Origin of the sequence: Candidatus Chloroploca mongolica (assembly GCF_004762035.2) — a bacterium.
GTDB classification, from domain to species: Bacteria; Chloroflexota; Chloroflexia; order Chloroflexales; family Chloroflexaceae; genus Chloroploca; species Chloroploca mongolica.
Map to the genome: position 1 here is coordinate 63,275 of NZ_SIJK02000028.1, position 13,524 is coordinate 76,798.

Annotated in this window: 15 protein-coding genes; all 15 read right to left on the reverse strand. The window is 57.0% G+C overall.

What is annotated here, in order from left to right:
• Window positions 1-7: 7 nt before the first annotated feature.
• The 15 genes from EYB53_RS15535 to tsaE all read right to left on the reverse strand — a co-directional run bounded on the left by EYB53_RS15535 (window position 8) and on the right by tsaE (window position 13,417).
• Window positions 8-1,678 (reverse strand): complex I subunit 4 family protein, encoded by a 1,671-nt coding sequence (locus tag EYB53_RS15535; RefSeq protein ID WP_135479346.1) that lies wholly within the window; start codon window positions 1,676-1,678, stop codon window positions 8-10.
• A 63-nt stretch (window positions 1,679-1,741) separates the two neighbouring features.
• Window positions 1,742-4,000, reverse strand: coding sequence for an NADH-quinone oxidoreductase subunit 5 family protein (locus tag EYB53_RS15540; RefSeq protein WP_135479347.1), 2,259 nt, complete (start codon window positions 3,998-4,000; stop codon window positions 1,742-1,744).
• Window positions 4,001-4,010: 10 nt separating this feature from the next.
• Window positions 4,011-4,328 (reverse strand): NADH-quinone oxidoreductase subunit NuoK, encoded by a 318-nt coding sequence (gene nuoK, locus EYB53_RS15545; protein ID WP_097655208.1) that lies wholly within the window; start codon window positions 4,326-4,328, stop codon window positions 4,011-4,013.
• Window positions 4,325-4,990: an NADH-quinone oxidoreductase subunit J family protein gene (locus EYB53_RS15550; protein WP_135479348.1), complete on the reverse strand. Its 666-nt coding sequence runs from the start codon at window positions 4,988-4,990 to the stop codon at window positions 4,325-4,327. Before EYB53_RS15550 ends, nuoK begins: the two co-directional genes overlap by 4 nt.
• Window positions 4,991-5,002: 12 nt before the next feature.
• Window positions 5,003-6,337, reverse strand: a complete 1,335-nt coding sequence (nuoH, locus tag EYB53_RS15555; protein WP_135479349.1) for an NADH-quinone oxidoreductase subunit NuoH — start codon at window positions 6,335-6,337, stop codon at window positions 5,003-5,005.
• Between the two features lie 29 nt (window positions 6,338-6,366).
• Window positions 6,367-6,654, reverse strand: coding sequence for a hypothetical protein (locus EYB53_RS15560; protein WP_097655205.1), 288 nt, complete (start codon window positions 6,652-6,654; stop codon window positions 6,367-6,369).
• Window positions 6,655-6,656: 2 nt separating this feature from the next.
• Window positions 6,657-7,817 carry a 4Fe-4S dicluster domain-containing protein gene (locus EYB53_RS15565; protein WP_135479350.1) on the reverse strand — a complete coding sequence of 387 codons (1,161 nt, stop codon included), beginning with the start codon at window positions 7,815-7,817 and terminating at the stop codon, window positions 6,657-6,659.
• 37 nt (window positions 7,818-7,854) lie between these two features.
• The gene (locus EYB53_RS15570) at window positions 7,855-8,964 is read right to left on the reverse strand and encodes an NADH-quinone oxidoreductase subunit D (protein WP_135479351.1); all 1,110 of its coding nucleotides are present in this window, start codon (window positions 8,962-8,964) and stop codon (window positions 7,855-7,857) included.
• Window positions 8,965-9,009: 45 nt separating this feature from the next.
• A complete protein-coding gene (locus EYB53_RS15575; RefSeq protein ID WP_135479352.1) occupies window positions 9,010-9,531 on the reverse strand; it encodes an NADH-quinone oxidoreductase subunit C in 522 nt (173 codons plus the stop codon).
• Window positions 9,518-10,318 (reverse strand): NADH-quinone oxidoreductase subunit B, encoded by an 801-nt coding sequence (locus EYB53_RS15580; RefSeq protein ID WP_135479353.1) that lies wholly within the window; start codon window positions 10,316-10,318, stop codon window positions 9,518-9,520. The genes EYB53_RS15575 and EYB53_RS15580 overlap by 14 nt, the downstream gene beginning before the upstream one ends.
• Window positions 10,319-10,375: 57 nt before the next feature.
• Window positions 10,376-10,732 carry an NADH-quinone oxidoreductase subunit A gene (locus EYB53_RS15585; RefSeq protein WP_097655200.1) on the reverse strand — a complete coding sequence of 119 codons (357 nt, stop codon included), beginning with the start codon at window positions 10,730-10,732 and terminating at the stop codon, window positions 10,376-10,378.
• Window positions 10,733-10,936: 204 nt separating this feature from the next.
• A complete protein-coding gene (locus tag EYB53_RS15590) occupies window positions 10,937-11,386 on the reverse strand; it encodes an FHA domain-containing protein (protein ID WP_135479354.1) in 450 nt (149 codons plus the stop codon).
• 76 nt (window positions 11,387-11,462) lie between these two features.
• Entirely contained in the window at window positions 11,463-12,176 is a 714-nt protein-coding gene (locus EYB53_RS15595; protein WP_135479355.1) for an FHA domain-containing protein, read from the reverse strand.
• Between the two features lie 9 nt (window positions 12,177-12,185).
• Window positions 12,186-12,851: a tRNA (adenosine(37)-N6)-threonylcarbamoyltransferase complex dimerization subunit type 1 TsaB gene (gene tsaB / locus EYB53_RS15600; RefSeq protein WP_135479356.1), complete on the reverse strand. Its 666-nt coding sequence runs from the start codon at window positions 12,849-12,851 to the stop codon at window positions 12,186-12,188.
• A 44-nt stretch (window positions 12,852-12,895) separates the two neighbouring features.
• On the reverse strand, window positions 12,896-13,417 hold the full coding sequence (gene tsaE, locus EYB53_RS15605) for a tRNA (adenosine(37)-N6)-threonylcarbamoyltransferase complex ATPase subunit type 1 TsaE (protein WP_135479357.1): 522 nt from the start codon (window positions 13,415-13,417) through the stop codon (window positions 12,896-12,898).
• Window positions 13,418-13,524 lie beyond the last annotated feature (107 nt).

The following is a 13,524-nucleotide window of genomic DNA, read 5'->3' on the forward strand; positions in this document are numbered from 1 at the left end:
CGTCACCTTAGGTATGCAACACCTGTTGAAAGATCGCCACCAGTTCCGTGACAGCTACATTGCCCAGTTCCATAATGGGGGCAGGATAGACCCCAAGCACCAGCAAGATAGCGAGCAAAGGCAAGAGCACACCCATCTCGCCGGGGCGCAGGTCGGCCAGGCGATCCCAGCGATCGTTGAGTGAACCAAGGAAGATGCGCTGGAACATGAGCAACAATGCCAACGCAGTGACAATCAGGCCAATGACGGCCAGGCCGGTAAAGAGCGGGAGCGTCGCCCAGGCCCCCCGGAAGATAAAGAATTCGCCAACAAAACCAGCCAGACCAGGCAGGCCCAGGTTGGCAAACATCGCCGTACCCATCACGCCGGCAAAGGCAGGCGCAACGACGCGCAGCCCCCCAAAATCACTGAGGCTCCAGCTTCCACTGCGCAGATAGAGCAGGCCGGCCAGATAAAAGAGGGCACCTGTGCTGAGCCCGTGGGCGACCATCTGCATGACTGCGCCATTAAGGGCAATCGCCCGGCTATCAAGGCTCGCCATACCAGGCATCGCCGCAGCGGCGGCAATGGCCAGCATCACATAGCCCATATGGTTGATCGAGGTATAGGCAATCAGGCGTTTGATATCACCCCCGGTATTCGCCAGCGCCCCAAACGCACCAGCCACAATGCCAATCAGCGCCAACCCACCCATCACCGGGGCAAAATACTGGCTGGCATCGGGCACCAGCGGCAGCATAATGCGCAGCATGCCATAGGCACCCATCTTGCTCATCACCGCACTAAGCAGAATACTCCCCGCAATTGGGGCTTCAGTATACGCATCGGGCAGCCAAGTATGGAAGGGCCAGACGGCAAGCTTGATCGCAAACGCAATGAAGATCGCCCAGAAGGCAATGCTGGTATAGAGCAACGGGTAGCGCCCGAGCACATTGGCGACCCCAAGATGATCCATATAGGCAAAAATAATCTCGCGCAACGTCCCTGTGACACCCTCAACCGGCAGACCCTGACCAATGCGGCCAAGATCAACCAGATTAAAGGTCGGCAACCCGGCGTAGCGCATCGCCAGATAGATCACCTGGAAGAGCAACAACATCCCGAGCGAACCAGCCATCGTATAGATAAAGAACTTAAAGGCCGCATAGCGCCGATTGTCACGTCCCCAGTTCTGGATCAGGAAAAAGGCCGGGACGAGGCTGAATTCCCAGAAAATGAAGAAGAAGAAGAAATCGAGCGCCAGGAAATACCCAAGCATCGCCGCTTCGAGCAACAAAAGCAGCGCATAATGGGCCTTGACCCGATCGGTGACCCCCATCGAGGCCATGCCCGCCACGGGGGCCATCACCACCGTCAGCAGCACCAGGGCCATACTCAACCCATCCACCCCAAGGAAATAGTCAACGCGCACCGCCCTGATCCACGGCATCTTCTCGACCAGTTGCACGGCACCCTGCCCCGCCGCCGCCGCATCAGGCTCAAAAAGGGCCCAGACAACCATCGCCAGAGCCAGGGGCACACCCATCCAGGCGGTGGCCCCGATGCGCACCAACCGATCATCCATGCGAAGCCAGCCCGCCAGGCCGACGAGGGCAATGCCGAGGAGCGGCGACAGCAGCAGCAGCGTTAGCCACGGCATGCCGTCGGGCGAAGGGATAAGATACGATGGCAAAGACATGAAACCACCTGTGACACGACAACCCGGTGAGCGCATGCACTCCTCAGATCATCAGGCCGCTCATCAAAGCACGTAGAGATAGACCAGGGCCAGGATAACGGCCCCGCCAAAGACATAGACGATATAGTCCTGCGCCTTACCAGTTTGCAGCCGACGGGCGCGTTTGCCAGTTGCGACGGTGCCATCAGCGACCGCATCAGGGCCATCATTGAGCACCGTGTCGTCAACAATGAAATTGAGTCGCCCGACAAAGAGGGTCACGCGCCCAATGCCATTGATGATGCCATCGAGAATAGCTTTGTCAAGCCACGCCCAGGCGAGGGCAAGCAGGGCCGTAAAACGCACGATGCTCGCCTGATAGAACTCATCGACCCGATATTTCTCGTTCAGCAAGCCAAAAACCCCAGGCGCACGCACATCAAGCGGGTCGCGTTCTTGCGCCGTCTTAAAGGCGGTCCCATAGAGTGTCCAGCCTGCCGCGATGCCGCCAAAAGCAATGAGCAACGAGATCCCGGCAACAAGCAGACTAAAACTCGCTGGCTCTTGCCCCCAGAGATCGTTGAGCCAGTGGCCGCCAGGAATGCTGAAGGGCAGGTTGAAGAGGCCACCCAGGGCGGCAAAACTCGCCAGGATGACCAGTGGCGCAATCATCAACGGATCTTCGTGCCAATGCGCCCCCGTATTGGCATGATGTTCGTTGTGACCATGCTCGTCGTCATGGTGGGCGTGGCTGGCTTTGTGATGCCCGGAACGACGTTCAGGGTTGACATAGACCACTGGTTGTTCACCGCGAAATGCACCAAAGAAGACGAGCCGCCACTGGCGCGTCATATAAAACGCCGTCAGGAACGCAGCCACTGCCAGGACGGTAAAGACCACCCAGTGACCACCCTTGAACGCATCGGCCAGGATCTCATCTTTGCTCCAGAAGCCGGCGAACGGCACCACCCCGGCCAGCGCCAGGAAGCCGAGCGTGTAGGTCCAGAACGTCCAGGGCATCCGTGTGCGCAAGCCACCCATATTGCGAATATCCTGGGCTGTTTGCTGAGCCGCGTACTCATCTTTGTGGTGCAGATCCGCAATCCGGGGAGTCGCCTCCATCCCGTGGATGATCGAGCCCGAGCCAAGGAAGAGCAGGGCTTTGAAGAAGGCGTGGGCAAGCAGGTGGAACATCCCGGCGACCCAGCCGCCAATGCCAATGACGGCCACCATAAAACCAAGCTGCGACAGCGTGCTATAGGCGAGGATGCGCTTGATATCATACTGCGCAACCGCAATTGTCGCCGCAAAGAGCGCGGTGAAGGCCCCGATAAAAGCAACCACCGCCAGCGCCGTGCCATTGTCGGCCTCGAAGATCGGGAAAGTACGAGCGAGCAAAAAGACACCTGCCGAGACCATCGTCGCCGCGTGGATCAGCGCCGACACGGGTGTCGGCCCCTCCATCGCATCAGGCAACCAAACGTGCAACGGAAACTGCGCCGACTTGCCGACCGTCCCACAAAAGATGAGCAAGGCAATGCCCGTTGCGTGGCTCAGGCCAACTGCGCTTGTCTCACTACCAATGCGGGCCAGGAACTCGGGGTTAAAGATCTCGCCCGGAGCCGTACCGAATGCGAGGCTCCCTGCCTGAGTATAGAGATAGACGAGGCCGAGCAGCATCAGCACATCGCCAATGCGGGTAACAATAAAGGCCTTGATCGCGGCCCGATAGGCCTGCGGGCGCTCATAGAGGAACCCGATCAAGAGATAGGAACAGAGGCCCATCACCTCCCAGGCCATAAAAAAGAGCAAGAGGTTATCGGCCATTGCCATCAGCAGCATAGCGGCCGTAAAGAGCGAAATAAAACTAAAGAAGCGACTCTGACGGGCATTGCTCGCCATATAGCCCAGCGAGAAGAGGTGGATGCAGGCCGAGGTGATCGTCACCATCGCGAGCAAGGCAGCAACCGGGGTATCAACATAGATCCCCATCGCAAAACTGGTGGTACCAGTGGGTGCCCAGACAAACCGTTGCACCACATTGGGCTCGGGGAAGGCAAACGCTTCTTTGCTCTTCTCACTGTGGGTCGTAGCTTCACCGTGGGCATCTGCTTCGCCATGGCCGGCCAACTCAAGCGTCACCAGTTGACCGTCGCGCAAGGCAAACCCCTGGGCTGAGGCAGCGAGCAACCCAACGGCCAGCAGCGTCGCCAGGGCCATCAGGCCAATCGTCGTCCAGCCACTTGCCACCTTGCTCTGGCGCAACGGCGTGAAGGTAATCAGAACACATCCCAGAAGCGGGAGGGCCGGAATAAGCCATGCATACTGGAGAAAAAAAGCCATTGCGGTGCCGTCACCCCTTCATTGACGCGACATTATCCACATTCGAGGTGAGCCAGGTACGATAGATCGCAATGATCATCGCCAGGCCAACGGCAGCCTCGGCGGCGGCCACCGTAATAATGAAAATCGCAAAGGTCTGCCCAACCACAAAGCCCGGCTCAAGGTAACGCCAGAAGGCCACGAGATTGATATTGACCGCATTAAGCATCAACTCGACGCCCATCAACACACTGACCATATTGCGCCGGGCGAGGGCACCAAAGAGGCCAATGCAAAAGAGCGCTGCCGCAACCATCAAGACAGCTTCAAGCGGAATTGCGTTCGTCATCCTTGCTCTCCATCAGACATCGGGGCCGCCTGGGGTGACGGTGCCCGCTCACCAGTCGCAGGTGGGCGAGCGGGCTTCTGCCGTTTACGCACTTCATGCTCTTCAGCCAGGGTCAAGACCCGACGGCGGCGAGCGCGCTCTTCAAAGGCAATCACAATCGCCCCAATCAGGGCGACCGTCAACAAGACGCCGGCCACCTGAAATTGAAGCATATACGAAAAGACAAAGCCCCGGCCCAGGTCTTCAACCCCCGCCAGCACCTCGGGCGGGGCAGGGCTACCAGGGGTTGCAACAGCGGGCGGCGGCACATTCCAGGTATGGGTAAAGATCGTCGGCACCAGCACCGCACCAAAGAGGGCCACGCACACAAGCGCCGTCACCACGAGGCGCCACCCACTCACCATATAGCGTGCGCCTTCACTCTCGCGGGTCAGCATAATCGCAAAGAGAATCAGGATCGAGATCGCACCAACATACACAAGCACCTGCGCAACAGCAATAAACTCGGCCTCAAGCAAGAGATAGAGCGCCCCAACGCCAAAAAAGCAGGCGATCAACCAGAGCGCCGCATGGATAACATTGCGTACTGAAACGACCATCACCGCCGAGCCGACGATCAAGGCCGCCAGGAGTCCGAAGATTAGCTGAATGAGCGTATTCATAGAGCCTACATCTTACCGCGGTAGCGCAAGGCTCTCGCGCAGTTCATCAACATCAAAGCGATTACGTGCGGCCTGGGCACTATTATATATGCGGGCGACGATCACGTATGCAGCGCCATTGAGCACAAGCGTGGTAACAAACGCCACCCCCCAGCGCAGCATGGGCGACCAACCCTCCACCAGACCAAAGCCATCGGCCACACCCCAACTCGTGACGGCAACCCAAATCGCCGCACTGAAGACATTGACGAGGGTGAGCGGGATCAAAAACTTCCACCCAAAGTCCATCAACTGATCAACCCGCAAGCGCGGATAGGCCCCACGGATCCAGATCATCACAAAGAAGAAGAAATAGGTCTTGGCCAAGAAATAGAAGACCCCGAGCACCCCAGCCAGCAGATTGAAGATCCAGCTTCCATCAGGGTTGGTGGGCGAAATTGCCATGCCATAGAGCCACCCAACGCCGGGGCCTTGCCAGCCACCAAAAAAGATGACCGCCGCAATCGCACAGAGCAGGAAATTCAGGATGTACTGCGCCAGATAAAAGAGCCCGAACTTCATCCCACTATACTCAGTCATATAGCCAGCGACGATCTCTGAATCAGCTTCGGGAATATCAAACGGCGTACGCTCGCCTTCGGCCAGCGCCGCAATGAAAAAGCACATGAAGGCAAGCAGACCCACCGGGGTAAAGATCAACCAGCCGAGGCCCAGATCTGGAACGCCAGCTACATCGTTGGTACTAATAAAGAGGCCACCCTGCGCATTGATCAGGCTCACCACCGAGAGTGTGCCGGTCATCATTACAATCGCCAGGAGGCTCAAGACGGCGGGGATTTCATAACTCACCATCTGGGCAACGGCACGCATTGCGCCGAGCAAGGCGAACTTGTTATTAGAAGCCCAGCCGGCCATCATCAAGCCCACGGCACTGATCGAGGAGATCGCAAAGAAGAAGAGCAGGCCCGTATTAAGATCAACCGGCACCATGCCCGGCCCCCAGGGCAGCACAGCAAACATAAACATCGTGGGGGCCACGACCACAATCGGGGCCAGCAGATGCACTCGCTTGTCGGCGGCATCGGGAACAATATCCTCTTTCGTGAACATCTTGACGCCATCGGCGATCGGCTGAAAGATCCCCTCTGGGCCAACACGGTTGGGACCTATGCGATCCTGCATACGTGCGATCGCCCGACGCTCGTAATAGGTAAAAAAGAGCATCTGGAAGGGAGCGACGGCAAAGAGCAGCGTTGCCACCAGCACATAGCCAATCAGGCTGATGAGCCACGAAGGCCAGCCAAATCCAAGGGTGCTATTAATCAGACCATCAAGGATGTCGTACATCCGGGGCTCCTTCGCATCCGTTCACAGGACTAGCGCAAAACAAAGCTCGCCATCAAGAAGGCCAGGTAAACTGGCAAGGCCAGCAGACCAACCACATTGCCCCAGCCTGCAAGGGTTGCATTGCCGGTGGCTTTCATCAAGCACATTGCGGAAAGCAACACCCAGGCCAAGCTGTGGCTCCAGCGCACTAAGAAGAAGCGTAGTGGCGCAGCATCAGCAACCCGGTCGCGGGGCCAGATGAACACATAGAGCAGGGCGACAGCTAGGCACATCATAGCCCAGACTACGAAGGGCAGATTGAACCAGCCACGCTCCATACCTAATTCCTCTCGGTCTCATTATCCTCAGCAGCAGCTTTCTTGGCGGCATTCGCAGCGCGGATCGCCGCCAGTTTCGCCGCTTTCTCATCAACCGGGGCGGGCTCGGCGGGCGGCACTTCAGCGGCGGGGGCAGTGCCAGCCTGTTTCGCGGCATTCGCGGCGCGGATCGCCGCCAGTTTCGCCGCTTTCTCATCAACCGGGGCGGGCGGCACTTCAGCGGCGGGGACCGTGCCAGCCTGTTTGGCGGTATTCGCGGCGCGGATCGCCGCGAGTTTGGCCGCCTTCGCCTCGGCGGGAGAGAGTTCGGCAGCGGCGGGCGGGGTTTCAGCGGGAGTTGCGCCTGACTGTTTGGCAGTATTGGCCGCCTTGATCGCCGCGAGCTTGGCCGCTTTCTCTTCAGGGGTCAGCTTACGGGCCTCGGCGGGCGGGGCGGCAGCAGGAGGCGCAGCAGGGGCTGTCGGTGGCGGGGGCGGCGCAGCCGCAGCGGCCGCCGCGAGTTCAGCCCGGCGAGCAGCGATACGGTCAACGAGGTGCGGCGCAATGCCAATCACATCGGGGCGGCGCTTGATATTGCCCTGGAGTTTCTTGTACGCCCCGGCCTTCGCCTCTTCCCAAAGCGTTGGCGCAATGCTTTGATAATAACTAACCGGACGATTGAGTTCCTGCTTATGCACCGTCAGACTGGCATGGTCAGACGTTGACAACTCAAAATGATGATCCATTTTGATTGCATCAAACGGACAGACTTCAGCGCAGAATCCGCAACTCATACAGGCATCATACTCGATGATGAACTCAGCGACGGATGGAACTGCCTTGCCGGTCGTCGTATCTTTCGCCTGGGTCATATGAATGACCTGAGGCGGACAGATACGCTGACACTGGAAACACGAGGTACAGAACTCGTGCCCGGTCTCATCATCAAAGAGCAAAATCGGCATATTGCGATACGCCTCGGGCAAGTTGGGGCGTTCATCGGGATACTGCTCGGTAAACGTCCCGTGAATATCGCTAAAATCGCGATTCTGGCGAAACGACTCACGCCAGTGTTTCCAGACAACCCCAAGGCTATCGAGCAGACCCATACCGGGCACAGCGCGGCGGCGTTGCGAACCACGCGCAACCTCAACAACCTCGCCACGTTGGATCGTAATGGTCATGAACTATCGCTTTCCAGTGGTCAGGCGCAGCAACACCCTACCGATCGACTTCACCCATCACAATATCAATGCTACCGAGAATGACGACCACATCAGCAACCTTGTACCCCCGACACATATCACCGAGGGGGGTCAAATTGATAAAAGACGGGGCACGCACCTTATAACGATAGGGCTTGCCACTGCCATCGCTAACCAGATAAAACCCGAGCTCACCCTTGGGCGACTCGATCCGGGCATAGACATCGCCAACGGGGGGGCGCACATTCTGGCGGGCTTTGGGATTAATATGACCGCCCTGGGCATCGGGTAACTGTTCGAGCACCTGTTCAAGAATGCGTCGGCTCTGGCGCATCTCTTCGATACGAACGAGAAAGCGGTCATAGACATCGCCGACGGTACCAACGGGTACATCAAAATCAAAACGATCATAGACGCTATAGGGTTCGGCCTTGCGCACATCATAGGGAATACCCGAACCACGGAGGACAGGACCCGAGACGCTATAGGCAAGCGCGAGGTCACGGGGAAGGATACCGATCCCCTCGGCGCGTTGCATCAGGATCTCATTTTCACGCAAAAGGCGTTCAAGTTCATCAACAAACGCAGGCATCGCCTGCAGCAACTCCTTCAAGCGCGGGATAAAATCGGGCGGAAGATCGCGCACGACGCCCCCAAAGCGGAAATAGTTGCACATCAAGCGAGCCCCCGAGGCCGACTCAAAGAGATCGAGGATCTTCTCGCGCTCACGCATCCCAAAGGCGAGCTGGGTCTGCCACATGCCCATATCATTAATCAGAAAACCGAGCGCACCGGCGTGATTAAGAATACGGGTCAACTCAACCATCATCACCCGCAGATACTCGGCGCGTTCAGGCACCTCAATGCCAACCATTTTCTCAATTGCCATCGCATAGGCTTGATTATTTGCCATTGAATTAAAATAATCAAGGCGATCGGTATAGGGCATATTCTGAAGATAGGTATTTTGTTCAGCGATCTGCTCGTGATTGCGATGCAAATAACCAAATACCGGCTTCAGATCCGTAATCGTCTCACCATCAACGGTAACGATCATACGGAAGACCCCGTGGGTCGAGGGATGTTGCGGCCCAATATTAATCTGGAGTTCTTCGGTCTTGAGCATAGCAGTTCTTTGCTTGGAGATCGGCCATCAGCGCCCAACCAGGGGTTACTCATCGGCACCGATATACTTATCACCCTGTTTCGGAAAATCTTTCCGCATCGGAAAGCCCTCGAATTCATCCCACATATAGATACGTCGCAAGAAGGGATGGCCGACAAAGACAATGCCGTAGAGATCAAACGCCTCACGTTCGTGGAAATTCGCCCCGGGCCAAGCGGGGGTCAACGAAGGCACCTCGGGATGGTCGCGGGGAATACGCACCTTGATAGTCAGGCCCTCGCCGCCTTCGACATGGTAAAAGCGATAGACGAGTTCAAAGAGATCATCGGCGAGGTAATCAACCACTGCGATATCAGAGAGATAGGCATACCCGAGCAGATCGCGGAGATAACAGGCTGCCTCGACCAATCTGCTGGGCGCAACGAGCGTATCACTGGTCAGGAAAGCACCAGGTTGAGGCCCGTGGGTTGGAGCAGCAGCAACCTGCAACGGAACTGCTTCGAGCACAGCACCGGGGAGATCGCGGGCCATACGCTCACGCAAATCTGCAGCATCAAGCCTCGGCATTGCCCACCTCACCACGTTTCAGGTCATCGGCGGCGATTTCGGGGGCCATACCACGCGCCTTGAGCGGATGTTCCAATTCCACCGTGGGATCCATAATCGGAAAATGGCGCACAATCTCGGGATGCTCAAGGCGGCCACTCTTCATTTCACCAAACTCAGGCGCGGTATACGCACTCACCAGGGGCAAGCCACCAACGGGGTCAACAAGGCGACCATCGATCTCGAGGCCCTGAGCGCCAAAGGTGGGCACAGGAAAATCGGTCGTCTGGGGCTTGGCACCTTCGCCATACCAACGCACACGCCCGAGTTTCTGGCGATCAATCTGATCCTGCAGGGTGATCAACGCGTGGAGCAGGGCCTCGGGGCGGGGTGGGCATCCTGGCACATAGACATCAACAGGGACGAGCAAATCAATCCCGCGCAAGACATTATAGCCATCGCGGAACGGCCCGCCCGAGGTTGCGCAGGCCCCCATCGAAATGACATACCGCGGCTCGGCCATCTGGTTATAGAGGCGCACCACCTGCGGAGCCATCTTCTTGGTGACCGTCCCGGCGACAATCATCAAATCGGCCTGACGGGGGGAAGCACGAAACAACTCGGCCCCAAAACGTGCCACATCATAGCGACTCAGCCCAAAGGCCATCATCTCGATCGCGCAGCAGGCCAACCCAAACGCCATAGGCCAGATCGACGAACGCCGCCCCCAATTATAGAAGCGGTTCACCGTAGACAAAAAGACACCCTGTCGCTCAAGATCGAGTTGCAACTCGTGCTCATTGGTCATAGGGAAAACGATTTCCAGGGGCATCACCCGGCAGAGTGCCGAAGCGCGAACCCAATGTTAGATCCACTCAAGAGCGCCTTTGCGCCACTCATAGACCAGACCAGCAAAGAGCATCAACAAAAAGACGGTTGCCACCAGAAAGCCATAGAGACCCATCTGGTTGAAGGCCACCGCCCAGGGGTAAAGGAAGACAACCTCGATATCGAAGATCACGAAGGCAAGGGCATAGAGGTAATATTGCACCTTGAACTGGACGCGAATATCGCCAATTGCCTCAAGGCCACACTCATAGGTAGCCTGTTTAATCGGGGTTGGACGTTTTGGACGGAGCAGAAATGCAAGCACCAGTGGTGCGAGAGGAAAAGTCACCGCTGCGATAAAAAACAATCCGATGAAGGCATAGTTAGCAAGCACGGCCGCCTCCCCCCTGGTATTGCCCTCTCCGGTGAAAACTAGGGCAAGTATAGCACAGATTGTCATTGGGCCGCAATGGAGACCTGCGGCGATCTATCGCATTAGAATGCCCTGGAGGTACGATAGTCGCTTTTATATTTTTCTGGAATGATATTGATATTCAAATTACACATATCGCAATTCCTCACGAGTTTCGTTGTAGGCTTAAGCGAGCTTTAATTCAATGCGGCCCACCCGTACCACATCACCCGAATGGAGTTCAGTTGCAGCGCGGACTTCGAGGCCATTGAGGAAGGTACCATTGGTACTACTCAGATCTTCGAGCGACCAGACATCACCCTGAAGGATCAGGCGAGCGTGCTCACTGGAAAGAAAGGTGTCGTTGAGCGAGATATGCGCATCAGTGCTACGACCTATAATGGTCGTCGGGCTCAGGGGAAAGCTCTTGCCCACGGGCACCCCCGGCTGACTCGAACTACTCACCACCAGATAGCCATAGCGTGAGGGGGGCAACGAGCCAACCGTCGTGCGCACCTGCAAATCGCGGGTAACCACACGGACAACCTGCCACAGAAAAAGATAGAGCAGGAAGACCACAGCAAAGCGTAACAGAAATATGATCACACTGATTGAGATATTCGCAAGATCAAACATAGCGGGTGGAGGACAACCTCAGATAAGCAATAGCGCACACATTCCGCTTGAAAGCAACCCTGATAGAACAGCAAACTCAGGCATCACGGAAGGTCAATTCAAGCCCGCCAAGCGAAATGACATCGCCATCACGTAGTTCTTTTTCAGCAATACGTTCGCCATTAACAAAAGTACCATTTGTACTCTCGAGATCAAGAAGCCAGAACCGGCGCTGACGATAGCGCAGTTGCACATGATGGCGTGAAACCCGGGCATCTTCAAGGATAATATCATTATCCAGGCCACGACCAAGCGAGACACCGGTACTCTGGATTTCGATTGGTTGAGGGCCATGCGGCGACTGAAGCAAGAGCAGCGCGTGGGTACGGCGCTGGCCTGCGGGCCCAACCCCGCTGATAATCTGGGTCGTCTCGGCACTTTGACTGGTTGCCATTTCGGCGACCACCTGAATACTGCGGCGGGGGACAGCCTGATCCTCAGCGAGCAGCACCCTGGGATGTTCAAGCATCGCAAAATTACGTTCCTGGGCCAGTTCACTCAAATAGCTTGCCATCTCTTGTTCGAGTTGTGCCTGAACGGGCTGAAAAGCGCCAAAATCCTGGGGATGGAGATAGGCTTTATAAAAGCTCGGCACAATCACACGGCTGACACTGATCGTTTGCTGACTCTCCATAGCGCGTTCAAGGCGGCGGGCAATCTCCACCGGCTGGACAGGACTCCCAAAAAGGCGAGCCACCGAACCCTCGACCATCTGCTCCATAAACTGTTCAAAGCGACTGAGTGCCGACATCGCATGATCCTAGGCTCTGACAGGTTCACCGAGATAGAAAGGTTCAAGGGTAAGCGGATCGTCATAGGCACCGGCCAGATGGCGTTGCCAGGCAAGTTCGGCGAGATAGCCCGGACGGCGGAGGGCCGCCGCCGGTTCGACGAGCCAGGCATCATCACCAAGAGTCTGGCGAAGAAACGCCACACTCGCAGCATCAAGATCGCCACAGAAGAGAGTCGGGCCTTGAACCTGAGCGCAGAGCTCAGCCAATGAGCGGTTGGTATCAGGTTCCTGGCGCAGTGAACCGCTGGCATCAGGCACAAAGCGTGCCGTCGCAAAACGGTCGCGCCCAAGGCGGATCAGAGGACAGGTTGGCAAAGCAAAATAGGCATACTGATAGGCCAGCAGATCGAGGGTACCGAGCCCGATCAAAGGCAACGAACGAGCGAGCACAAAACCTTTCGCGAGGCTCAACCCGACGCGCAGCCCGCTCCAGCTACCGGGGCCAAGGGCAACCGCGATCACCGACAGGGCAGAGGGGTTCACCCCTGCGTGGCGGAGGAGCAGATCCAACTGGGGCAACAACTGGGCCGTATGATTACGTCCCGACTCCCAGACACACTCGGCACGAACACCACGCTCATCATAGAGAGCGAGGCCTGTCAGGGCAGTTGAGGTATCAAGAGCTAAGAGCATAGGTGCATCAGCGCTGCGCGGAAGCAGATCCAGCACAGCATGGTCTAACTAAACGTTGTTTCTTTAAAAGCATTGAGCAGTTCAACATAGCGTTTGCCAAACGGAGCCATCCTAATCTGGCGTTTTGTCTCACTGAGATGTTGCAAAAAGATCGCCAGGTAGGTCTCGGGGAGGGTGGGCGCGGCGGGTTCAGGCCATTCAATCAAGCAGACGCCCTCACCGGACCAGAGTTCATCGAGGCCAAGCGTCGCCAATTCAGCGGTTTCAGCGATCCGATAGAGATCAACGTGATAGATCGGCAGACTGGCAAAGCGCGGACTGGCGCGGTACTGATTCACCAGGACAAAACTCGGACTCGTGACCAGATCATCTGAGCCAAGGCCACGGGCAACGCCGCGCACCAGTTGGGTTTTGCCTACACCAAACGTCCCGAGCAAGAGCAAAAGATCGCCGGGCAGGAGTAATTCACCAAGGCGCAGACCAACACGTTCGGTTTGCGCCGGGCTATGACTAATAAAATCAACCTGATTAGCGGCCTGGATAGCCGAAAGACGATGATCGCTCATTGGCACTATTGTAGCACGAAAGCGACCTTGATTGCTCGCCTGGCGTCTTTAGCAGCAGGGCTGATGCAAAGTCAGGCCCGGAACAAGAGGCGGTCGATGGCGGCCGC